At 53.6% G+C, this 22965-nt stretch carries 18 protein-coding genes; 7 read left to right on the forward strand and 11 right to left on the reverse strand.

Going from position 1 to position 22965, the window contains the following annotated elements; all coding sequences use genetic code 11:
* Positions 1-24 precede the first annotated feature (24 nt).
* Together pyk and pfkA are read right to left on the reverse strand one after the other, a co-directional pair.
* Positions 25-1515 (reverse strand): pyruvate kinase, encoded by a 1491-nt coding sequence (gene pyk, locus R3I13_RS21505; protein WP_346320036.1) that lies wholly within the window; start codon positions 1513-1515, stop codon positions 25-27.
* 10 nt (positions 1516-1525) lie between these two features.
* A complete protein-coding gene (gene pfkA / locus R3I13_RS21510) occupies positions 1526-2506 on the reverse strand; it encodes a 6-phosphofructokinase (RefSeq protein ID WP_120515645.1) in 981 nt (326 codons plus the stop codon).
* Between the two features lie 292 nt (positions 2507-2798).
* On the opposite strand from pfkA, the gene R3I13_RS21515 reads away from it, so the two are divergent.
* Positions 2799-4922: a prolyl oligopeptidase family serine peptidase gene (locus R3I13_RS21515; protein WP_346320037.1), complete on the forward strand. Its 2124-nt coding sequence runs from the start codon at positions 2799-2801 to the stop codon at positions 4920-4922.
* A gap of 64 nt (positions 4923-4986) precedes the next feature.
* The gene (locus tag R3I13_RS21520) at positions 4987-5895 is read left to right on the forward strand and encodes an SDR family oxidoreductase (RefSeq protein WP_346320038.1); all 909 of its coding nucleotides are present in this window, start codon (positions 4987-4989) and stop codon (positions 5893-5895) included.
* A 70-nt stretch (positions 5896-5965) separates the two neighbouring features.
* Here the strand turns inward: R3I13_RS21520 and R3I13_RS21525 are convergent, their stop codons facing one another.
* The 3 genes from R3I13_RS21525 to R3I13_RS21535 are packed head-to-tail and all read right to left on the reverse strand — an operon-like array spanning position 5966 to position 11604.
* Positions 5966-6871, reverse strand: a complete 906-nt coding sequence (locus R3I13_RS21525) for a hypothetical protein (RefSeq protein WP_346320039.1) — start codon at positions 6869-6871, stop codon at positions 5966-5968.
* A 36-nt stretch (positions 6872-6907) separates the two neighbouring features.
* The gene (locus R3I13_RS21530) at positions 6908-8527 is read right to left on the reverse strand and encodes a hypothetical protein (RefSeq protein ID WP_346320040.1); all 1620 of its coding nucleotides are present in this window, start codon (positions 8525-8527) and stop codon (positions 6908-6910) included.
* Between the two features lie 8 nt (positions 8528-8535).
* Positions 8536-11604, reverse strand: a complete 3069-nt coding sequence (locus tag R3I13_RS21535) for a tetratricopeptide repeat protein (protein ID WP_346320041.1) — start codon at positions 11602-11604, stop codon at positions 8536-8538.
* 348 nt (positions 11605-11952) lie between these two features.
* On the opposite strand from R3I13_RS21535, the gene R3I13_RS21540 reads away from it, so the two are divergent.
* The 4 genes from R3I13_RS21540 (at position 11953) to R3I13_RS21555 (ending at position 15568) form a co-directional block, all read left to right on the forward strand.
* Positions 11953-12357 carry a DoxX family protein gene (locus R3I13_RS21540; RefSeq protein WP_346320042.1) on the forward strand — a complete coding sequence of 135 codons (405 nt, stop codon included), beginning with the start codon at positions 11953-11955 and terminating at the stop codon, positions 12355-12357.
* Positions 12358-12463: 106 nt separating this feature from the next.
* Positions 12464-12886: a thioesterase family protein gene (locus tag R3I13_RS21545; protein WP_346320043.1), complete on the forward strand. Its 423-nt coding sequence runs from the start codon at positions 12464-12466 to the stop codon at positions 12884-12886.
* A 47-nt stretch (positions 12887-12933) separates the two neighbouring features.
* On the forward strand, positions 12934-14181 hold the full coding sequence (locus R3I13_RS21550) for a CinA family nicotinamide mononucleotide deamidase-related protein (RefSeq protein WP_346320044.1): 1248 nt from the start codon (positions 12934-12936) through the stop codon (positions 14179-14181).
* 40 nt (positions 14182-14221) lie between these two features.
* Positions 14222-15568, forward strand: coding sequence for a dihydrolipoamide acetyltransferase family protein (locus R3I13_RS21555; RefSeq protein ID WP_346320045.1), 1347 nt, complete (start codon positions 14222-14224; stop codon positions 15566-15568).
* 213 nt (positions 15569-15781) lie between these two features.
* On the opposite strand, the gene R3I13_RS21560 is transcribed toward R3I13_RS21555, so the two are convergent.
* Entirely contained in the window at positions 15782-16105 is a 324-nt protein-coding gene (locus tag R3I13_RS21560) for an RNA-binding protein (RefSeq protein ID WP_346320046.1), read from the reverse strand.
* 250 nt (positions 16106-16355) lie between these two features.
* Between R3I13_RS21560 and R3I13_RS21565 the strand changes: the two genes are divergently transcribed.
* Positions 16356-17075, forward strand: a complete 720-nt coding sequence (locus R3I13_RS21565) for a hypothetical protein (RefSeq protein WP_346320047.1) — start codon at positions 16356-16358, stop codon at positions 17073-17075.
* 62 nt (positions 17076-17137) lie between these two features.
* Here the strand turns inward: R3I13_RS21565 and R3I13_RS21570 are convergent, their stop codons facing one another.
* The 5 genes from R3I13_RS21570 to R3I13_RS21590 form a co-directional block, all read right to left on the reverse strand.
* Positions 17138-17752: a DUF4230 domain-containing protein gene (locus tag R3I13_RS21570; RefSeq protein WP_346320048.1), complete on the reverse strand. Its 615-nt coding sequence runs from the start codon at positions 17750-17752 to the stop codon at positions 17138-17140.
* 9 nt (positions 17753-17761) lie between these two features.
* Positions 17762-18229 (reverse strand): GNAT family N-acetyltransferase, encoded by a 468-nt coding sequence (locus R3I13_RS21575; RefSeq protein WP_346320049.1) that lies wholly within the window; start codon positions 18227-18229, stop codon positions 17762-17764.
* An 87-nt stretch (positions 18230-18316) separates the two neighbouring features.
* Positions 18317-18964, reverse strand: a complete 648-nt coding sequence (locus tag R3I13_RS21580; RefSeq protein WP_346320050.1) for a DUF6597 domain-containing transcriptional factor — start codon at positions 18962-18964, stop codon at positions 18317-18319.
* Between the two features lie 196 nt (positions 18965-19160).
* Positions 19161-21989 carry a prolyl oligopeptidase family serine peptidase gene (locus R3I13_RS21585; RefSeq protein ID WP_346320051.1) on the reverse strand — a complete coding sequence of 943 codons (2829 nt, stop codon included), beginning with the start codon at positions 21987-21989 and terminating at the stop codon, positions 19161-19163.
* 85 nt (positions 21990-22074) lie between these two features.
* Positions 22075-22962, reverse strand: coding sequence for a DMT family transporter (locus R3I13_RS21590; protein WP_346320052.1), 888 nt, complete (start codon positions 22960-22962; stop codon positions 22075-22077).
* Positions 22963-22965: the final 3 nt, after the last annotated feature.

The following is a 22965-nucleotide window of genomic DNA, read 5'->3' on the forward strand; positions in this document are numbered from 1 at the left end:
CTTTTGCAAAATATGATCCATTCCTTATTCCGGAACCCTGGTGATCTTCAGCATATTCGTCGGCAGGTGCTCCTTAACAGGCGTGCTGCCGGTATTCACCACCACATCGTTTGCTTTCAGGAAGCCCCTCTCTTTGAGGATGTTGATCTGGTCGGAGATGATATCGTCCAGGCTTTCTTCTTCGCCATAGTAGAAGGCGCGTACGCCCCAACTCAGGCTCAGCTGGTTTACCAGCGTTTTTTCCTTGGTGAAGATGAACAGCGGTGATTTAGGACGGTAGCTGGACAGCATGAAGCCGGTGTAGCCGCTCTGCGTCATCCCGATCAGCGCGTCAGACTCCAGGTCTTCCGCGATCTTGCACGCATTGTAACAAAGCGCGTCGCTCAGGAAGGTGGGGGAGTGGCGGTGAGGGATCAGGTTGCGGTTGTAGATGATGCTTTCTTTTTCCACTTCGCCGATGATCTTGCGCATGGTCTGGATCACCAGTACAGGATGGTTGCCGGTGGCGGTTTCGCCGCTCAGCATCACTGCGTCAGCGCCTTCCAGCACTGCGTTGGCCACGTCAGTGATCTCGCTGCGGTTCGGGCGGGTGCGGTCTATCATGGATTCCATCATCTGCGTAGCCACAATCACAGGCTTCGCGCGGTGGATACATTTGCGGATAATGTCTTTCTGGATCATCGGCACCTGCTCAACCGGCAGCTCCACGCCGAGGTCGCCACGGGCGATCATCACGCCGTCGCTTTCCCAGATGATCTCTTTCAGGTTCTGGATCGCTTCCGGTTTTTCGATCTTGGAAATGATCTTCATTTTGGAATTGCGCTCTTTCAGGCGTTTACGCAGCAGGCCGAGGTCTTTTACGTTGCGCACGAAGGAAAGCGCCACCCAGTCGCACTCCTGGTCAATAATGAATTCCAGGTCCTCTTCGTCCTTCACGGTGAGTGCAGGCAGGGAAACCTTGGTATCAGGCAGGTTGAAACCTTTTTTGGAGGAAAGCACGCCGCCGAGCAGCACTTCTGCTTTGATGAGATGATCGGGCGTCACTTCTTTCACCACGGTCTCGATCTTGCCGTCGTCAAGCAGGATCTTCTGGCCGGGGCGCACGTCTTTATGCAGGTCATGGTAAGACACATAGATCTTTTCCATGTTGCCCACGCATTTTTCGGTGGTAAAGGTGAGGATATCTCCTGCTTTCAGCGGCAGGGCGTTGTTCTCGATCTCGCCTACACGCAGTTTCGGGCCTTGCAGATCGGCCAGGATGGCGATGTTGTAAGGTTCCGTTTTATTGATCTGGCGGATATAGTTGATGATCCGCAGTTTGTCTTCATGGCTGCCATGGGAAAAGTTCAGGCGGAATACGTTCACCCCGGCCCGTACGAGTTCCAATAACTTCTCATAGGTATCAGAAGCAGGACCAACCGTGGCTACGATCTTGGTCTTCTGCTTAGCATGCGCCGCACCGGCATCGTTATCCATTTCCTTGTGAAAGTATTTGGACAGATCTTTTGTACTCATAGACGTTTATTTAACTCGCAAGAATTTTGACAATCTTAAACCATTCCGGATCGATCTTTTGTTTGGCTTTAACGGCCTTGTCGAGCGGAGTATACTGTATTTTGTTATTAACGATACCGATCATTACGTTGGAAGTGCCGCCAATGAGCGCGTCTACTGCGGCGTAGCCCATGCGGCTGGCCAGCAGGCGGTCCATGGTGGTGGGAGAGCCTCCGCGCTGGATGTGGCCGAGGATGCACACGCGCGTGTCCAGCTGGGGCATTCTTTCCTGTACGTGGCGGGCTACTTCGTTGGCGCCGCCGAATTCGTCGCCTTCGGCCACTACAATGAGGTTCACCATTTTCTGGCGGCGCTCGTTGGCCTGGAGGTCGTCTATCACATCATCGATATTGGTTTTGCGCTCGGGGATGAGGATGTGCTCCGCACCGGTGGCAATACCGCTGTGCAGGCCGATATACCCGGCGTCGCGCCCCATTACTTCGATGATGAAAAGGCGGTCGTGTGCATCCGCAGTGTCGCGGATCTTGTCGATCGCTTCCACGGCAGTGTTCACCGCGGTGTCGAACCCGATGGTGAAGTCGGTGCCGGCAATGTCTTTATCGATGGTGCCGGGCAGGCCTATGCAGGGAATATCGAATTCCTGGCTGAACTTCTGCGCCCCTTTGAAGGAGCCGTCGCCGCCGATCACCACCAGCCCGTCTATCCCGAATTTCTTCAGGTTCTCATAAGCTTTTTTCCTGCCGTCCGCTTCGTAAAATTCCTTACAACGCGCTGTTTTCAAAACCGTGCCGCCGCGTTGTATAATGTTGGCAACGGATTTGGATTCCATAGGAAAGATCTCGCCGGTCAACATCCCCTTGTAGCCATACATCACGCCGAACACATTCAGATGATGATAAATTCCCGTTCTTACTACCGCCCTGATGGCTGCGTTCATCCCCGGGGCATCGCCGCCGGAGGTAAGAACTGCGATGTTGTTCACTTTTTTCATGAGTAGTTTAAAAATTTCTCTTAAGGCCTCATGGAATGTTATTTCATGTGTTATCTTAAGAATTCTTCAATAGCGTCTTAATATTTTTCCATCAATGGCCACATGGAATGGTCATTTCATAGTAATATTGCCTAAATAGCCGACTGGTAAAAGGCGCACAAAATTAACATTTTTAAATAGTTTCCTATCATTATTCGATGAATTAACCTAAATTTTTAATTTTAATCAAATAAACCGCCAACTTTTTTTAAAAAATATATGTATGACAAATTTAAACCATAAGCATGTTGTCATGGGAGTATTGATGTCGTTAACCGCAGGAACCCTGGCAGCACAACAGGCCCCGATCACTTATCCCCACACCCGCAAAGTGGATACAGTGGATGATTACCACGGAAAAAAGATTGCCGATCCCTACCGCTGGCTGGAAGATGATAATGCCGCGGATACCAAAAGCTGGGTGGACGCGCAGAACGGCGTTACCGAGAACTATCTCGCTTCCATCCCCTTCCGCCCGCAGGTGAAACAGCGGCTGGAAGAGCTTTGGAACTACCCCCGCTACGGCACCCCCTTCCGCGAAGGAAAATATTATTACTTCTATAAGAACGACGGCCTCCAGAACCAGGCCGTGCTCTACCGCCAGGAAGGGCTGAACGGCACTCCCGAAGTGTTCATAGACCCGAATAAGCTGTCAGACAAAGGAACGGCCGCCCTCGGCTCCCTAAGCTTTTCCAAAGACAGTAAATACTGCGCCTACCTGGTGGCCAAAGCCGGTTCCGACTGGCAGGAAGGCTTCGTGATGGACGTAGCTACCAAACAACTGTTGAGCGATAAGCTGGACTGGATCAAGTTCTCCGGCCTCTCCTGGAAAGGCGACGGCTTCTATTACAGCCGTTACGACGCGCCGGACGAAAAAAGCAAGCTCTCCAAAAAGAATGAATTCCATAAAGTATACTTCCACAAAGTAGGCACCCCGCAGGAGCAGGACCAGCTTATTTATGTAGACAAAGAACATCCCCTCCGCAACGCCGGTGTGGGGCTTACGGAAGACGAGCGTTTCCTCATCCTCAGCACTACCGAAGGCACCAGCGGCAACGAACTGTATTACCGCGACCTGCAGGACCCTTCGCAGACCGACTTCAAGCTGCTCGTAAAAGGTTTTGCCTATGAGCCTTCCGTGGTGGAGAACGTAGGCGACAAGCTGCTGCTGCTCACCAACCACGACGCGCCCAATTACAAGCTGGTGCTGGTAGACCCGAAGAACCCCGCGCAGGAGAACTGGAAAGTGATCATCCCCGAGCAGAAAGAAGTGCTCCAGGGCGTAGGCACCGCGGGCGGCAAGCTGTTTGCCAACTACCTGAAAGACGCTTCTACCCGCATTGTGCAATACAGCGTGGACGGTAAGCTGGAAAAGAATATCACCCTGCCCGGCATCGGCACGGCCGGCGGTTTTGGCGGCAAGAAGGAAGACAAGACCCTGTTCTATACCTTCACGTCTTTTGTAGCGCCTCCCACCATTTATAAATACGATATTGCTTCCGGCAAGTCTGAAGTGTTCCGTAAGACCGAGGTGAAATTCAACCCGGCTGATTACGAAACCAAACAGGTGTTCTTCACCAGCAAAGACGGCACAAAAGTGCCCATCTTCCTGTCTTACAAAAAGGGCATTAAGATGAACGGCCAGAACCCTGTGCTGCTCTACGGTTACGGTGGTTTCAACATCCCGATGACGCCGGGTTTCTCCGTGTCTAACCTCTTCTTCATGGAGCAGGGCGGCATTTACGCGGTGGTGAACCTGCGCGGCGGCAGCGAATACGGCGAAGCCTGGCACAAGGCCGGTATGATGGAAAAGAAACAGAACGTGTTCGACGATTTCATTGGCGCGGCGGAATACCTGGTGAAGGAAAAATATACCAATCCTTCGAAACTCGCCATCCGCGGCGGTTCCAACGGAGGTTTGCTGGTGGGTGCGGCCATGACGCAGCGGCCCGAGCTGTTCAAAGTAGCGCTGCCCGCGGTAGGCGTGATGGATATGCTCCGCTTCCAGAAGTTCACCATCGGCTGGGCCTGGGTAACGGAATACGGCAGCAGCGACAAGCCGGAACAGTTTGATTACCTGGTCAAATACTCCCCGCTGCACAACCTGAAAAAAGGCACCCACTACCCGGCCACGATGGTTACCACGGCAGACCACGACGACCGCGTGGTGCCGGCGCACTCCTTTAAGTTTGCTTCTGCCCTGCAGGAAGCGCATGAAGGACCTAACCCCGTGCTGATCCGCGTTGAAACGCAGGCAGGGCATGGCGCGGGCAAACCCACGTCCAAGCTGATAGACGAGGCGGCAGACATCTGGTCGTTCACCATGTACAACCTGGGCATGAATTTCAACAAGGTAAGCCTGGGCAAAAAAATGTAGTGATAAACTTTACCGATAAACGCCGCGTAATACAGGATGTTACGCGGCGTTTTAGTATATTAACATGATGAAAGTTCTAATCACAGGGAGTAATGGTCTCCTCGGGCAATACCTGGTTCAGAAGCTGGCCGGAAATCCGGATTATGAAGTGATTGCAACCGGCAGGGGGCCCAACCGCCTGCGGATGAAGCAAGGGTATGCCTATGAATCTGTGAACCTGGCTGATGAAGCCGCCGTAAAAGGCCTGGTGGACCGCCATCAGCCAAACGCCATTATCCATGCCGGCGCTATGACACAGGCTGACGACTGCGAACGCAATAAAGACGCCTGCTGGATGGCCAACGTCAGCGCCACCCGCTTCCTGCTGCATGCTGCCGAAAAAGCGGGTTCGTTTTTCCTGTTCCTCAGTACAGACTTCGTGTTCGACGGCCTTGCCGGGCCCTACAGCGAAGAGGACCCGGTAAATCCCATCAATTATTACGGCGCCAGCAAAGCAGCCGCAGAGCGCATCGTGAAGCAGGCAAAGATACCCTGGGCCATTGCGCGCACGGTATTGGTATACGGCGTGGCAGACGATCCGCGGCGCAGCAATATCATCAGCTGGGTGAAAACCAACCTGGAGCAAAAGAAAAAGATCAAAGTGGTGGTAGACCAGTGGCGTACACCCACGCTCGTGCAGGACCTGGCCGAAGGCTGCAGGCTCATCATCGATAAAAAAGCGGAAGGCGTGTTCCATCTTTCCGGCAAAGACATGTTAACTCCGTACGATATGGCCGAAAGGGTGGCGGATTACCTGGAGCTGGATAAGCGGCTCTTCGAAAAGGTAGATGCTTCCAGCTTCCGGCAGCCGGCGCAGCGGCCGGCAAAAACCGGCTTCGTGATAGACAAGGCGGAGCAGGCATTAGGCTATGCGCCCCATAGCTTTGAAGAAGGACTGAAGATCGTGGTGGAACAGCTTACCGGTAACAAATAAGAACATTATCATAAAAAATGAAAGGCCGTCTCTGGGAGACGGCCTTTCATTTTTTTATATCGTCTGACGATCAATAAGCGATATATACGGGCATTTTGAACTTGTCCGCCACGGAATCTTTCGCAGCGGCAGTGTCCGCCGGCAGGCTGCGGAAAGGCACGGCCAGGTGGTAAATGGAGGAATCGCCGGAAGTGAAGAGTACTACTTCCGAGTGGCCCCAGGAAATCCTTTGGGCGAGTTTTTTCTCCGCTTTTTCTTTGGAAGGGAATTTTTCGAATACTACGTAATAACTGATGCTGTCGCTCACCGGCGGGGCCGTTTCGGCTACCGCGGGAATGGAATCCTGTACGGGAGGCGTAACGGTCTGCTCCGGCGCTTTGCCGGCCGGTGCGGGCGGCATGATCTCGTCTTTGAATATCCATGCGGCAAGGCCTGCGCCGATCACCAGCAGCGGCAGCGCTACCCACCACCACCTGAAGCGGCCGCGGGGCTCGTCTTCCAGTACGGCTTCGGTGTGTTCCACCACTTCCTGGTTCACCACTTCGGTGGTGCCCTGCAATACTTTGGGAGCCGCGTCCGCACGCAGAACGGGCGCCAGTTCCAGCGGCTGCCACGCATCGGGCAGCTCCTGGGCGGTAAAGCGCACCTGCCCGAGCGGGTCCAGGCGGAGGGAGCCGATGCCCGGCAGGTCGATAGGCTGGCCGGATTGCAGCTGTTCCCGGAACTCCTGGAGATATTTTTCCAGCTTGAGGCTGGCTACAGATTCAATGAGGTTCTCTTTCTGGGAGATCCAGTGAAGGCAGGAGCCATCGTCTTCCCAGCGGGTTTCGAAGCTCACCTGCTGGCGCGGCGGCGTAAGCACCTGCTCCACCACGGAAAAATGCGCCGGGATGTGCTGGATGGCAAACGTGCCCACCTGCGGCAGAGAGCAGGTCTGCTGTTTGAAGAGCACTTCTGTGATATATTGCTGTAGCATTACGGCCTGGTCAATTTTGAATGCAAGTTTACGCAATTAAAACTTAACCATGATACCCCCCAGGATATTGAACCCATAACTCTGGTATCCGTACCAGCGCTGGTACTTGTAGCTGAGTATGTTATTGGCGTTCAGCCAGAGGTTGAAGTTCTTGCTGATATTGTACACAGCCCCTGCATTCAGGTCCTGCGCCGGTTTCACTTTCCCGAAATCGCCGTTAGGCAGCACGTAATAGCTGCCGCTGAGGGTGTACAGGTTGGCGTTCAGGTGGAATTTTTTGCCGAAGGAATACTGGGCATACAGGCTGGCCTTGAAAGGCAGCATGTGCCAGGGCTTCAGCTCGGTCTGCTGGTCGTTCCAGTTATACCAGTCCACGCTCACGCGGGCCTGGAACTTCTCTTCCTGGATATACCCCACTTCCGCATGCAGCTGGAAAGCTTTCAGCTCCTCTTCGTTCCTGATATCGAACTTCTTGCCGTCTACGGTGTCGTTTACGAACAGCGGCAGGTTGTGCCAGGTAATGGCGCCGAACTTGGTGTTGTAGGTGAAGTGGTTGCCCAGCGTACCTTTGATGCCGGTGTACTTTTCTTCCACCCTTGTGTTCAGGATGCCGTCAGGGTAGGTGTTGATGAAAGGATTTTCATTCGCCAGGTTGCGGAAGTTGTTCTTGTTGATATAAGAGATCCAGCCGCTGCTGAGGATGAGTTTTTTACGGATCAGGTGCGACTCGTTCACGATATCTGGCAGGAGGTAGAACTTGCCGTTGCTCCAGGTGGGATTGGCGCCGGCATGCAGCATGAACCCGGGCTTGGTGATCTCCACCGCGGGGTGGATGGCCGCCACGTTGTTATTGATCTGGTCGTTGTCGTCTTCTTTAAAAGTGCTGAGATCGGCCAGCCCTTCCACTTTCAGCCAGATATCCTCGAATATCTGTTTGCGGACAGGCGCTTTCAGCACAAACGTGTTTTCCATCCTTTTGTAGCTGTCGCCGAAGATGGTGAACTCTGCCTGGGGATTGTACTGGAAGGCCCAGTCGTTCTGCGGCCTGTTCTTCAGGCCCACTTTGGCGGTCACTTCGTTGAAGGCCTGCTTCACATCCGATTTTGAGAATTCGTAGCGGGAATGATCGTACCCGTAATAATGCACCTGGTTGCGGTTGTAACCCAGGCTGCCGTTGATCTCGAACAGCGGGGAGAAGTAGGTGCCGGAGGCCAGTACGTTCACGTTGGCATAGTCCTGGTTTTCAATATCTCCTTTGGATGAGATGTAATTGAAGAACAGGCCGAAATTGTATTTGTCTGCCCGGCCGCTGCCAAACCCTGCCTGGATGAGCGGGGTGGAGTAGTTGCCGTAGCCGAGCTTTACGAAATTATTCTGGAGGTAAAGCGCGGAAGTGTCCCGCCCGAGTGCCAATGGCTTGATGGGCACGGGCTGGTACATGAAGTAAAGGTTCAGCGCGGGCACCTGGTACCCGAGCCGCGGGCGCGCGGTGTCCAGCGCGGGCAGCGAGGCGGTCAGGTTCAGCTTGGCCGCATCGCGCAGCTTGGGCTGGTATTTACTGATGATGTCTATCGTTTCCTGCTTCAGGGAGTCTTTCTGCGCGAAAGCGCCGAGGGGCAGGGCAGCGAGTAAACCAAGGATATATCTGATCTTCATGTTTGTCATCATTTAATTTTAGAACCTGCTTTTTCTTCTGCTTCCACTTTCGCGAGCTTTTCTTTGGCTTCGGCTTTCAGCTCAGGTATCGGGCAGTTTTCCGCGATACTCTGGAAGGTGGCTTTTGCATTGAAGTAATCTTTCTGGCGGTGATACACATCGCCCAGCAGGATGTATGCGCGGGCCGTCCATGCTTCGTATGAGGAGGTGTTCTTGATCACGTCGAAACCGGCTTTCTCCGCGGCGGCGAGGTCGTTTTTGTCCAGGTAGCATTTGGCAACGTTGTAACGCGCTTCTGCGCCGATCTCGGATTTGGTAAGGCCCGTCACGATCTTGTACTCTTCGATCGCTTCATCGTACTGCTGCTTTTCCTGCAGGGCCTTGCCCAGGTAGAAGTGCCCGATGATCTGATCGTCTGTGCTGATATTGGTGGCACTCAGCAGCTGCTCTGCAAACTGGCTCACTTCTTCCCAGTGTTTCAGCTGGTAATGACTGCGCAGCAGGCCACGGTTAGCCGCCAGGGTATTGTCTTTGGTGGTAGACATGCTCTGCAGCTGCTGGTAGTACCCGAGCGCTTTTTCATAATTCTTCACCTGGTAATAATTCAGGTAAGCGGCCTGTAAGGCGCTTCTTTCGGCAAACGGGCTGGCGCCTTTGGTGAGCACGAACTCGTAGGCGGGCAGGGCGTTCTCGTAATCTTTTTTGTTATACAGGCATTCAGCTTTGTAGAAGTTGGCCTGCAAGGCGAACTGCCCGTTGGGGAATTTTTGCAGGTAGGTGTTGAAAGCGGTAACCGCGCCCGTGTAATCCCCGCTGCTGAAGCGCGTTTCGGCGGCCGCATAGCTGAGGGAATCTTCCGCCGTGGCAGATACTGAGCGGCCGGTGGATTTCAGGAGGGCAAGGTAATCGTCCGTTTTGCCCTGGTCCACGTAAATGGTGCGGATGTTCTGCAAAGCGGTGTTGGCTTCGTTGGAAGCAGGGAATTTCTCCACCACCTGCCGGAAATAACCTACCGCGGTATTGTCCTGGTCTGTATTAAAATAAGCCAGTCCCAGCTTCAGGAGCGCTTTCGGCGCATTGGGACCTTCAGGCTGTTTTTGAAGGATGTTCTTGAGATGCGGGATGGCGTCGCTGAAACGTTCGTCGCTGAGGTAAGTGTCTGCGATCTCCATCTCCGCGTCGTTGTTAAAACCGGACGTGGGATATTTCACGGCGAGCTGTTTCAGGAGGTTCAGCTTCTCGCTGTGTTTGCCCTGTATGCCGAGGATAATACTTTTCTGGTAAGTGGCGTAATCTGCGCCGGCGTCGTTGTTGGCAATGATGCGGTCGTACAGCGAAGTGGCGGCGGGGAAGTTGCGTAGCATGTAATGGCAGTCTGCCGCGCGGAGCAATGCATCTGTGTTGATGCGGCCTGCATTGGGGCCGCTGGCGCGCTGGGCGGCTTCGAAGTAAGGCAGCGCGTTGGCGTACTGCTCTTTTTTCAGCAGGCTGTAACCCATGTTGTAGCTGGCCGTTTGCAGGTTGGCTTCGCCGGAAACGGGGGCGGAGCCGGTATTGAAATAAGCCTGGAGGCTGCTGATCGCCTTGTCTGTATTATTCTGGCGGAGCGCTATTTCCGCTTTCCAGAACTGCGCCAGCTGCACGAGGTTCTTGTCGTAAGGATTGGCCAGCGAAATGTCCAGCAGGCGGTCTGCTTCGGCTAACTGCTGGTCGTTCACCAGCTGTGTGGCGCGGCCGTAAGCCACTTTCTGGTAGGCTTTCAGCACGGCAGGACTTTTCTCCGGCAATTGTTCCAGTATGGCAATGGCTTCTTTGTAATTGTTGGTGTTGGCGAACAGCTGCACCAGTATCTCACGCGCTTCGCGGGTGTATTCCGAGCGCGGGTAAGTGTTCATGAAATTGGTGAGTTCTGCGATGGCAGCGTCCTGGTAGCCAAGCTCGAAGGAAAGTTTGCCGTAGTTGAAACGGGAAATTTCCTGTTGCCTGGCATTGGAACTGTTCCTGGCGCTGAAGGCGAAAGCGTTGCGCGCATTGGCTTTCTGGCCGGTGCGCAGGTAGCAGTCGCCCAGCAGGTACATGGAGTTCTGCCCCAGCGAATCCTTTTCACTGCTCAACTGTTTAAAGCCGGCGATCGCTTTATCGAGATTGGCGGTCTGGTAGTAGGCGTAGGAGAGCTGATAAACGTCTTCCCGGCGCACTTCATCCGCGTTGTCGTTATATTCTTCGAGGTAGGGCAGGGCTTTGGGATAATCTTTCTTTTCGAAATAAGCCTGGCCGAGGAGCTGTTTCAGTTCGGCGTCGTAATAAACGTTCCCTTTGCGCACGAGCGGTTCCGCATAGGCGATCAGCTGGTCGCGTTTGCCCTGGAAGTAGTAGATCTCCGCGATGTAGTAAGGTACTACGGTGCTGTATTTCGGCTCGTTCTTCACGCGTTCGAAGCTGCTGAGTGCGGCTGCGTACTGTTTGTTGTAGTAGGAAATAAAGCCATGGTAATAGTTCGCGGGGATGTAGTATTTGTTCTGGATATCTTTAATGGAAGCAAACAGCGGCTGGGCTTTCTGGAAGTCCTTCACGTTGAAGTAGCAGTAGGCCAGCTCGAATTTCATATCGGCGATCTCTTCGTTGGAGAGATTGTCGATACTTGCTTTTTCGTAATAGGGGATGGCTTCCTGGAGCTTATTGGCGTTGAAGTAGAAACGCGCGAGCTGGAAGCTCACCATTTGTTCGCGGGCGCTGTTGTTGAAATATTTGAGGAATTCCAGCGCTTTTTTCTCCGCATCATCGTTGCCCAGCTTGAGGGCGCACATGGCGTAGTAGTAATGAGCGTCGGTATTCACCAGGGAGCGGTTAGTTTCTGAAAAATACCCGATCCCGTCGATGGTTTGTTTGAAGAGTTGCTGGGATATGGCGTATTTGCCTTCTTTGTAGAGTTGCTGCGCTTCTTTGAAGGTCTTGTCGGGCTCCGTATAGATGCGGGATTGCTGCGCCGATGCGGCAGTGGCCCCTGTAATGCCCGCCAGGAACAAGAGTACGTGCAATCGTGGAAGCGCGCGGTTCTTTCTGGTGAATAGCTTCATGCTTTTTATGTTATTTCTCACAATATTTTTTAAAACGGTTCCGGCCCCGAAATATTTCAAATACCGCGCTGCGCGGCGTTTATAATTCCGGTGCCGTATCTAAATTGGCAATAAGAAAGGGGTTGTAAACCGGGCAAATATAACCGTTTCCACCTGTTTTGCCTTTCGCAGGTTATCTACGTAATGTGGATAAACTAATGGATGTGGATAACTATCGCGATGCTCCCTTGGTTTTGGAGAACCGCATCGCTAAATTTGAGTTTTATGCTGATATGCATTAAGAATATTAAAATTTGAGCAGCAAATTCCCTCGGGAGTACTTAACAAGAATCAAACCAATTATCATCTATGAAACTTCTCTCTTCCAAGATCAACAGCGGGGCATTGAATTTCGCGCTGTTGCTCCAGCGTGTGATCTTCGGCGCGCTTATCATGATGCATGGCTGGCCCAAGCTGATGAACTTCGCCGCAAAAGCGCAGAATTTTGCCGACCCTTTCGGCATCGGTAAAACGCCTTCGCTCATCCTCGTGATCTTCGCCGAATTTTTCTGCGGAGCGCTGCTGCTGATGGGCCTGCTCACCAGGCTGGCCACCGTTCCCCTGATCATCTGCTTCTGCGTGATAATTTTCATGATCCATGCAAAAGACCCTGTGATGGAAAAAGAAACGGCCATCATGTTCCTGGGCATGTGGGTGTCCATCCTGCTCACCGGCCCCGGCAAATATTCGCTGGATGCCGCCATCGGGAAATAAGTCATCAAACATAGACTGAGACAGGGTTCCGTACATTATCTGTACGGAACCCTTTTTTTATACCTGTCAAATCCCCTACATTTGACAATCCATTTAAAGACTGACCATGTATACAACGACGATTGACATACGCGTGCGATACGGTGAAACCGACCAGATGGGCTATCTCTATTACGGGAATTATGCGTTGTACTACGAAGTGGGCAGAACAGATGCGATCCGCCAGCTGGGTTTCACCTACCGCGAGCTGGAGGAGCAGGGTGTGATCATGCCGGTGGCGGAATTGCAGGTGAAGTACCTGCGGCCTGCTTACTACGACGATGTTATAACGGTGAAGACTATACTGAAGGAACTGCCTGCCAACCATAAGATCCAGTTCCACTCTGAATTATACAACCAGAAAGGCGAGCTGCTCAATGTGGGCAACGTTACGCTTGCCTTTGTGGACGCCAAAACAAAAACACGTATGAATATGCCCGAAGCCCTGCGGGAAAAACTGGCCCCGTATTTCGAAAGCGGGAAAGCCTGAGCAGCAGCGGCGCGGCAACGACGCAAAAGATTTCCAACGGACAGATCATGGAAAAGATACTAGCGAGCATTATCACCATCGGCGATGAATTGCTGATCGGCCAGACGGTAGACACCAATTCAGCCTGGATGGGCCAGCGCCTCAATGATGCAGGCATCTGGGTGCAACGCCGCGTAGCCGTGGGCGACGACCGGGAGGCTATCATCCGCGCGCTCGATGAAGAAGGGCGCCTTTCGCATATCATACTCATTACCGGAGGCCTCGGCCCTACGGCAGACGATATTACCAAACCCGTGCTGTGTGATTATTTCGGCGGCAAGCTCGTGCAGGACGAGCCTACGCTCACCCGGCTCATGGCCCTCTTCGAAAGCCGCGGCCTGCCTGTGCTGGAGCGGAACGTGGCGCAGGCCCTGGTGCCGGACACCAGTACCGTATTGCCCAACATGCGGGGCACCGCGCCCGGTATGTGGTTCGAGAAGGATGGGAAAATTTATGTGTCCATGCCCGGCGTGCCACACGAAATGAAAGGGCTGATGGAAAACGAAGTGATACCCCGGTTACAAAAACGTTTCACCACGCCTACGCTGCTGCACCATACCCTCATTACCGCCGGCATGGGCGAATCCTTTGTGGCCGAGCGGATCAGGGATTTCGAAGCCGCGCTTCCCGCGCATATCAAGCTGGCTTACCTGCCCAATTACGGGCTGCTGAAGCTCCGCCTCACTTCCGTTTCTCCCGAAAAAGCCACCGCGGCCGCGGAAATAAGGACCGCTTTCAACCAGCTCAAAACGCAGCTGGCAGACATTATCGTGGCGGAAGAAGACCAGCCCATGGGCGTGATACTCGGGAAAATATTACTGGAAAAAGGCCTCACAGCCGGCACTGCCGAAAGTTGCACCGGCGGGAAGATCGCGAGCCAGATCACAGCCGTGGCGGGCAGTTCGCGCTACTTCAAAGGCAGCGTGGTCAGCTATGCGAACGAAACCAAAATGAACCTGCTGGGCGTGCAGGCCGCTACACTGGAGGAACATGGCGCGGTAAGCGAACAAACCGTTCGCGAAATGGCCGAAGGCGCACTGAAAGCGCTCAATGTAGATTGCGTGATGGCCGTATCCGGCATCATGGGGCCTGACGGCGGCAGCGATGAAAAGCCCGTAGGCACCGCGTGGATCGCAGTGGGAGGGAAGAACAGCATCCGCACTACTTTGCACCGTTTCCGGTACGACCGCGCGCGGAATACAGACATGACGGTGGTGGCGGCGATGAACGAACTGCGGAAATGGCTGGAACTTTAATTTATCTTATTTTTGTCATCTATCTAAAAAAAGCACTTATATGGCAACAGTCGAACTGGTGATGCCCAAAATGGGGGAAAGCATTATGGAAGCTACCATCCTGCGCTGGCACAAGAAGCCCGGCGATAAGGTGAAGGTGGACGAAACGGTGCTGGAGATCGCTACGGACAAGGTGGACAGCGAAGTGCCTTCCATTGCGGAAGGAGAGATCACCGAGATCCTTTTTAATGAAAACGACGTGGTGCCTGTAGGTACTGTCATTGCAAGAGTGCAAACTGAAGCCGGCGCCGCCGTGGCAGCGTCTCCCGCTACCGCGCCCGCAGCGCCCGCGAAGCCTGCGCCTGCTGAAACGCAGTTCCAGTCTGTGCCGGCCCCCGCGCCCGCCAAAGCGGAAACGCCCGCCGTTCAGCCTTCCGGCGAACCGCGTTTTTATTCCCCGCTAGTGCTTACTATCGCGCAGCAGGAGGGCATCAGCTTTGCAGAGCTCGAAAAAATCCCAGGCAGCGGCGCCGATGGCCGCGTGTCTAAAAGAGATATCCTCGATTATATCGCCAACCGCGGCCAGCAGGTGCAGGAGCCCGAAGTGATCCGCGAAGAGCCGAAAGCGGCGCCCGCCCGCGAGGAAGCGAGGGTGTCCCGCGAAGTGACCACCGTGGCCGCTTCCAACAGCTATGGCAACAACGTGGAGATCATTGAAATGGACCGCATGCGCAAGCTGATCGCCGAGCATATGGTGCGCAGCAAGGCTACCAGCCCGCACGTGACCAGCTTCGCCGAAGCGGACGTGACCAACATGGTGCGCTGGCGCGACAGTGTGAAGAAGGATTTTGAAAAACGCGAAGGCGAAAAGATCACCTTCATGCCGCTTTTCGTGGAAGCCGTGGTGAAATGCATCAAACGTTTCCCGCTGGTGAACTGTTCGCTGGACGGGGATAAGATCATCCTGAAAAAAGACATCAACATAGGCATGGCCACCGCGTTGCCCAGCGGCAACCTGATCGTGCCCGTGATCCGGAATGCGGACACGCTGAACCTGGTAGGCCTTACCAAGCAGGTGAACAGCCTGGCCAACGCTGCCCGCCAGAACCGCCTGAAACCGGAAGACACGCAGAACGGCACCTTCACCATCACCAACGTGGGCACTTTCGGCAGCCTCACCGGCACGCCGATCATCAACCAGCCGCAGGTGGCCATCCTGGCGGTAGGCGCCATCAAAAAACGCCCGGTAGTGGTGGAAACCGAGCAGGGCGATTCCATTGCCATCCGGCATATGATGTACCTGTCCATGTCTTACGACCACCGCATCGTGGACGGTTCCCTGGGATCCACCTTCCTGAGCGCGGTAGCTACCGAACTGGAGAATTTTGACCCGGCGAAGGAGTACTAGTCTTCCCGGAAATAATATTGGAACGAAGGCTGTCCTTACCGGGCGGCCTTTTGTTTGTCCGGCAAGGCCGGTTTTAAGGCAATAATGACGCCGGTGCGGGCAAATGAGGGAAAGGCCAACCAGTGAAATTACCCGCGGCATTGAGCCTGCAGGGGCATAAAAAAAGGCTTCCGGGTGGAAGCCTTTTATAGTGTCGATAAGATGTTAAGCCAATTAATAACGACGATCGCGGCCACCGCCACCATATCCACCGCCACCGGGCCTGCCACCTCTGTTGCCGCCACCGGGGTTCGGTGCTTTCGGACGTGCTTCGTTGACCATCAGCTGTTTGCCTTCCACTTCACTACCGTTCAGACTCTCCATCGCCTTTGTACCCTCTTCTTGGTTAGGCATTTCAACGAATCCAAAACCACGTGAACGACCGGTTTCGTGATCTTTAATGATTTTTGCGGAGGTAACTTGCCCGAATTCGCTGAAGATTTGGTGAAGGTCCTCATCGTTCAACCTGTAATGCAGGTTGGCTACGTAGATGTTCATGATAAAAAAATTAAAAAATGAAAAATAATATTGAAGTTAAGGAATTAACTGAATAAAAAAAGAACTCCCCGTATTTTTCAAGGATACCGCCTATTTGCCATATATGTTAAATGACGGTTAAATTCAATATCATAGCCGGTTTCCAAGGATTATATGCAGGGTAAAAAAATGTGAAAATCGGGGATGTTAGCGTTATGTATTAAAAAATTTCGTAAATTCAGTAAAGGCCGGATTAAATGGCCCGCCAACTATGAAAGCATTGAGCGACATGTGGTTCGCGGAAGGGTTCATAGATTTTGAACTGAAAAAATACACCCTTCTCGCGTACCTCCAGGAAATCAACCGTTATTTCAATGAGAACAAACTGTACCCGCAGCTGGGCGATGTGATCTTTCACTACAACAACCTGGTGGCTTTCAGGGACAACAAACAATTCCTCCAGCAGCATTTTCCCAAACGCCTTACCGCCGTGAACATGGAGCGTCTCCAGCTGCTTTACGAACAAATGATCGCAGACGATGAGCTGATGGAAGAGCTGGAATCCATCCTCCAGTACGCCCTGCAGAAAATGAACGGCACCATCAAGGAAGGAACGGAGATATACGAATTCGTGGAAGACAAGCTGAACATCACGCCGGTAGGGCTTATCCCGCTGGACAGCCAGGAAGGCTACATGCTGTTGTCTGACGGGCGTTTCAGCGACACGCGCGTATACCGTTACCGCCTCACAATCTTTGAAAGGCATGATGAAAAATACCGTGGCATTCACACAGATTACATCAGCACTTACACGCGCAGTCTTACGCAAACCTACCCCGGCATCAAGCGCGACCTGATCCGCCACCGGAAAGACCTTCCTAACCCCGCCGTGTACACGGTGGAAACGGACCTGGTATTCCCTGTTGAGGAAACCCTGCTGCCGGTGGCGAAACGCTGCCTGGTGAAATACATCACGGTAAGCGGAACGTAAAACAAAACACCCGGCGCATGGCTGCAACCGGGTGGAAAATATCTCAAACTGCCCAGGGTGGCTTATTTCAGCTGGAGGCGCTTCGGCGCTTCGTTGCCAAATTTCACCTGCACTTCATACTGCAAAGGCGAATAATAAGTGGCAATGATCTTCCTTATCTTTTCTTTGCTCTGCTCAATGTACTGGCCGTTGTTCTGCAACTGCGAACGGGAAGTTTCATACAGTTTTTTCTGTACGTCGGTGTAGGTTTCATCGTCCGAAAACATGAGCCAGCCTTTTTTGTTGGCTGTTTCCATCTGGCTGAGGCGCAGCTCGTAACTCAGCAGCGACGGGGCCGGCAGGTTTACCGTGATCACTTTGTCCTGCTGCGAAACGGAGAAGTTCTGATCATTCACATCCACGCCGTATTTGGCGGTGTAAGGCACGGTTACCCAAATAGTGTTTTCGGCAAAAACCTTTTTCAGGTTGTCGGTCCACTCCCCGCTGTTGGCCACATTGCTGCGTTTGATGGAGGCATTGCCCTGCACTTCAAGGCTGGCCAGTTCCGCTATTTCCTTTACGATCAGGCTGTTGGAAAGCACCTGCTGGTTCACGTTCTTTGAGCCGGAACAGCGGCCCAGCATGAATATGCCGATGATAAACAAAATAATGACCGCCCATTGAATGATCTTCTTCATGCGAATATTTTATGAGTGTGCTGCGTTCATTTCAGGATAGGTTTTACCGATCCTTTTGCTCATGCTCCGCTCCGGGAATTCCCAAACGGAGAAGCCAAACTGTTTGTACAATCCCTGCGCATCCTGCGTGATGAGCATCATGCGCCGGAGGTCCTGCAGGCCGGGGTGGGAGAGTATCACTTCCATCAACCACTTGCTCAGCCCGCGTTTGCGCCATTCTGTGAGCACAAACACGTCCGCCAGGTAACCGAAGGTGGCCATGTCCGAGATCACGCGCGCAAACCCGATCTGCTGCCCGTTGGTATACAGCCCGAAACAAAGCGAGCCTTCAATGCTTCTTTCCACGATGGAACGGGGAATGCCTTCCGCCCAGTAGGATTCCTGTGAAAGGTACTGGTGTATTACGTCTACCTGTAACAATGCCTTGTCTGTGGAAATGAGGAATTCGTCTTTCCGGGCTTCAACTGGTCTTTGCATGGTTCATTGATTAAGGCCCTAAAAATAACAAAAACGCCGGATGCACTGAACCGGCGCTTTGAATATTCCGTACGCTTGTTTGAAGAGCTATGCGTATCGCTGCCTGCGCAGGAGGCGGGTATACAGTTGCGGTGTAAGCCCGGTCACTTCCATAAACTGGCGCTCCAGTGTATGGCGGCTGGTTTTGAAACGCAGGGCAAGCTCCAGCATGGCCACCTGCCCTTTTTGTTCAGTTAGGTAATCCACCATTTCATCCACCTGGCGAAGGGCAGGTTGCTGATGCGGTAACAGGCTTTCCAGGGCCAGATCCAGGATATGACGAATTGAATGGATGTCGGTAGTTTGTTGCAGCTCCCCTGCAATGTTCTTCCAGCGGCCGCTCACCTTGGTGAGGTCGCGGAAGTAATTGGTCACGGATTCCATGCTGATGCCCATCAGCCTGTGGCTGGCGTAAGCGTTCAACTGCACGATCACTGCGTTCAAAGGCCCGCTCACACGAGCGTCTACAGCGCAGGTAAAAGGACCGGTCACGGATGCTTCAGGCAGCTCGAAAGCCGCATGATCCATCGGTTTGAATGCCAGCCCACCTTGTTGAATGAAAACCAGGTATTGCCTGCCTGCAGTAAAGAGTTTCTTTTTTGCAATGTCCGCAGCGGATGTGATGTTCTGCAGGACAATATACTGTTGCACAAAAGGATGCAAAGTATCTTTAGGACTAAGGATATAGGTATTCATAGGACTTATTGCGGTTTTATCGGTGAACCTTCCGCTCTAAAACTGATGTAAATATAGTGAAATTACTATATGCAAGATCATTTTAATTAGAAAAATTTCTACGATACATGGAAGCTGTTGAAAATCTTCCAGTTAACGACAGAATAACAAAAGTCCCGGCCATGGCCGGGACTTTTGCATATTAAGTGGTTGAATATCAGTCGTCAAATCCCCAATCCTTGCCCTTCTCTGTAGCGGGCACCCCTTTGCTCAGCCATTTGGGAGCGGGCGCGCCTTTCAGGAAATGGTCGAAGAACTGCTGTTCGCGCACCTGGATGTCTTTCCGGTTCTGCCGCTGCACCAGGTTATGGGCCTCTCCATTATAATTAAGCATCCACACGGGTTTGCCCAGGCGGCGCATGGCGGTGAACATCTCGATACCCTGGTACCAGGGCACGGCCCCGTCCGCATCGTTGTGCATAATGGCCAGCGGCGTGGTCACCTTGGGGATGTGGAACAGCGGGGAGTTCTCGATGTATAACTCCGGTTTTTCCCACAATGTAGCGCCAATGCGGCTTTGGGAATGCTCGTACTGGAACTGCCGGTTCATGCCGCTTTCCCAGCGGATGCCGCCGTAAGCGCTTGTCATATTGGCTACGGGAGCGCCGGCCCATGCTGCTTTGAACAGGGGCGTGGCGGTAATGAGGTAACAAACCTGGTAACCGCCCCAGCTCTGGCCCTGTATGCCCATATTGGCCCTGTCTATCCAGGCGTTTTTCGCCAGCGCTTCGGCGCCGCTCACGATGTAATCGTATGCGCTTTTGCCGGGATGCCCTGTTTCGTACCGGATGTCCGGCGCAAGCACCACGTAGCCGCGGCTTACGAAGAAAGTGATGTTCAGCCTGGAAGGCGTTGGCGCGGGCGCCTGGTAGGTGTATAACCCGTCTGTCAGCTTCTCATAGAAATAGATCAGCACGGGATATTTTTTATTTGGGTCGAAGTCTTCGGGTTTGTAAAGGATGCCTTCGGTGGTTTTGCCATTGTAGGTATTCCATTTGAAAAGCTCCGCCGTGCCCCAGTTGTATTGCTGCTGCTGCGGGTTCAGTGCGCTGATGCGCGTTGCTTTGGCAACGTCCGCGCCGGCAAACACATCGGGCGATTCCTGGAAATTGCTGCGCTGGAAGAGGAACATGTTGGCGTTTTTCGCCTTGTCTACCGCGGAGTACGACCAGGGGCCCATTACGAGCTGCTGCAATCCTTTTTTGTGCTGCAGCCTGAGGCTCCACAGGCCGCCGTATTTGCTGGAATCGTTTTGCGCGGCCAGCAGCAGCTGCTGTTTGGGCAGCATGAAACGTTCTTCCCGGTCCAGTTTCAGGATGCGGAAAGCGGTGCGCAGCCTGCGGCCTTCGCCCCCGGTGAGGTTCACAGGCACTTCTTTGCCCAGCGGGTCTACCTGCCAGATGTCGTACCGGTCGTTGATGTACACGTACCTGTCGTGCTCCTGCCAGCCGTTGGTGCCATAGGGGCGCGGATGATCGGGCATGTCCATTTCTTCGTCGGTGATGCGCGCGGGAATGTTGGCGCTGATCACGCGGCTGCTGCCGGTGGCGGTTTCATAAACATGCCACTGGCCCCCGGGCTGGTCGAACCAAAGGATGAAACGCCCTTCGGGGGAAATGGAAAAATTGCCATCTACGTCAGCTTTAACGGGCTTGCGCTCGCCGGTATTTATGTTGACTGCATACGCGGTTTTGAGCGTGCTGCCCGTCCATTGCAGGGCTACGCGGTTGTTCGCATCCGTATAGCCGAGACCGTAAGGGGCATTGCCTTCGTCGCCGGGGATGAAGTTCTCCATGTTAAGATCACCTAACTGCACCATGCGTTGCTGCGCGGGGAAGTACACAGCGGCATAATTCCTTTTCAGCTCCCTGTCCAGGTTCTTCAGCTGCATGGTTTGCAGGTAATCGTCCTGGTAATGCCAGATATCTACTTTGGCCACTTCAAAATCCACGATGGTCGTGTCTTTCGGCTTGGGTATGGGGGCTGTGCCGAAAAAGAGGCGTTCGCCGTTGCGGGAGAACGTGAGGGTGCCGTCTTCGGAAACGCTCCATTTGGCGGGAATGCCCGGCGTGGATCTCGTCACTGTGATCTCCGCACTGTCTTGCCCGGGTTTGAAGTAATACAGCGAATAGAATTTCTGCAGGGCCTTAGCACTGTCGCGGCTGCCGAGGTAGGCCACCTGTAGGCCCTTTTCGTCGAAAGCGAACTGTGCGAATGTGCCGTGGCCGTTGCTGAGTATGCCGGATTTGCGGGAAGCCACGTCCCAGAGCAGTACCGCCGGTTTGGCCAGGGAATCCTTTTTGGGAGGATTGGTGACGAGCACGATGCGGTTGCCGGGTTTGCTGATGGTGTAGGATGTTACGCTTTTGACAGTATCGGCCTGCTGTTTGCCCAGGTACATGATCACGAGGTCGCCAGCTTCGGCGCCGCCGGGTTTGCCGGGCGTATCGTCATCCGCATCGGCAGCGTCTTTCAGCGGCGTGGGTTTTGCCAGCGCCGCGCGGGCTGAGGTATCTTTCGGTTTATCTTTCAGGTAAGCGAGCAGGCCGCTTCCCTTTTCAGGCGTTTTGAATGATCTCACCGAGGCGATCTTTGTGATGGCGGTTTGCCCCAGCTCCAGTATGCCCAGTGAATCTTTGGGCATGTCGGCGGGCAGTTTCTTTTTGATACGCGCCTGCCGGGTGTCCTGGAAAAGCGGTTTGATGTAAAAGATCACATAGCGGGAATCTTCGGTGATCACCGGCGCGGAACCGCGTGGGATGGTCACTTCCTGGCCGTTGCGCAGGTTGCGCACTACGAGCGTGGCGTCTCCTTCCTGCGGTGTAACAGTATAGGCGGCCCATTGGCCGTTGTTGCTGACGGTCTTTACGCCAATGCTCTGCCAGCCGTCGTACACGCTATGGTCCAGCGGTTTTTTGGATTGGGAGAAAGCGGTGGTCTGGATTAAAATGGTCAGGCACAGGCACCATCTGGCTGTTCGTCTCATAGCCGGTAAAATTTAGATTTGGTTCAGATAACGCGTAAAATAATATTTTCCGACGTACCGGGCGGCGTTAAGGTGATGAACGGTTTCAGGCGGAAGGCACACTGCGGCGGTGTTGCCGCATCACGCGCAGCATTTGCAGGACCACAGACAGCAGGATGAGGCCCAGCCCGGCATAAAAACCGCCCTGCAGCAATTTGTTCTCCTGGAAGAGGATGAATGCGAGGATGATGCTGTACAGGGGTTCCAGGTTGAAGCACAGGTTCACGGTGAAAGCGGAGATCTTTTTGAGTGCGTTCATGGAAAGGTTGTACATCAGCACGGTGCAGAACCAGGCGAGAATGAGCAGGTACACCAGGTCCATGGCGGAGGGAAGGAACGATTCCACGGGGAAGGCGCGCAGGTAGAAGGGCATCAGCAGGCTCAGCCCGACGAAGCCCACACCCAGTTCGTAAAAAGTGATGCTGGCAGTGTCGTATTTCACGACCAGTCTTTTGTTGAACACGGTGAACAGGGCGCAGAACATGGAGGAGAAGATGCCGAGAATGATGCCGGTGCGGTATTGCGTGTCGAAATGGAATATCAGCAATATGCCGGCGAGGGTGAGCATGCTGAGGAGCATCTCTGTTTTGTCGAACCGGCGGCGGTTGATGAGCGGGTCGAAGATGGCGGTGAAGAGGCTGGTGAGGGAAAAGCAGACCACGGCGATGGACACGTTCGCGTATTTAACGCTGCCGTAAAAGAATAACCAATGCAGCATGACCACGCAGCCCGTTCCGCCGATGCGGAGAATCGCGGGCAGGGGCAGCCTTTTCAGCTTACCCTGTATGCGGAACAATACGTACATGGTAACGGCGGTGAACAGCAGCCTGTACCATACGAGCAGTCCTTCGTTCATGGTGATGAGTTTACCGAGAATACCGGTGAACCCTGCGAGAAATACGGAGAGGTGTAGCTGTAAAAATGCTTTTTTCACTGT

It is taken from the genome of Chitinophaga sp. YIM B06452 (assembly GCF_039655965.1).
In the GTDB taxonomy this organism is placed as follows: Bacteria; Bacteroidota; Bacteroidia; order Chitinophagales; family Chitinophagaceae; genus Chitinophaga.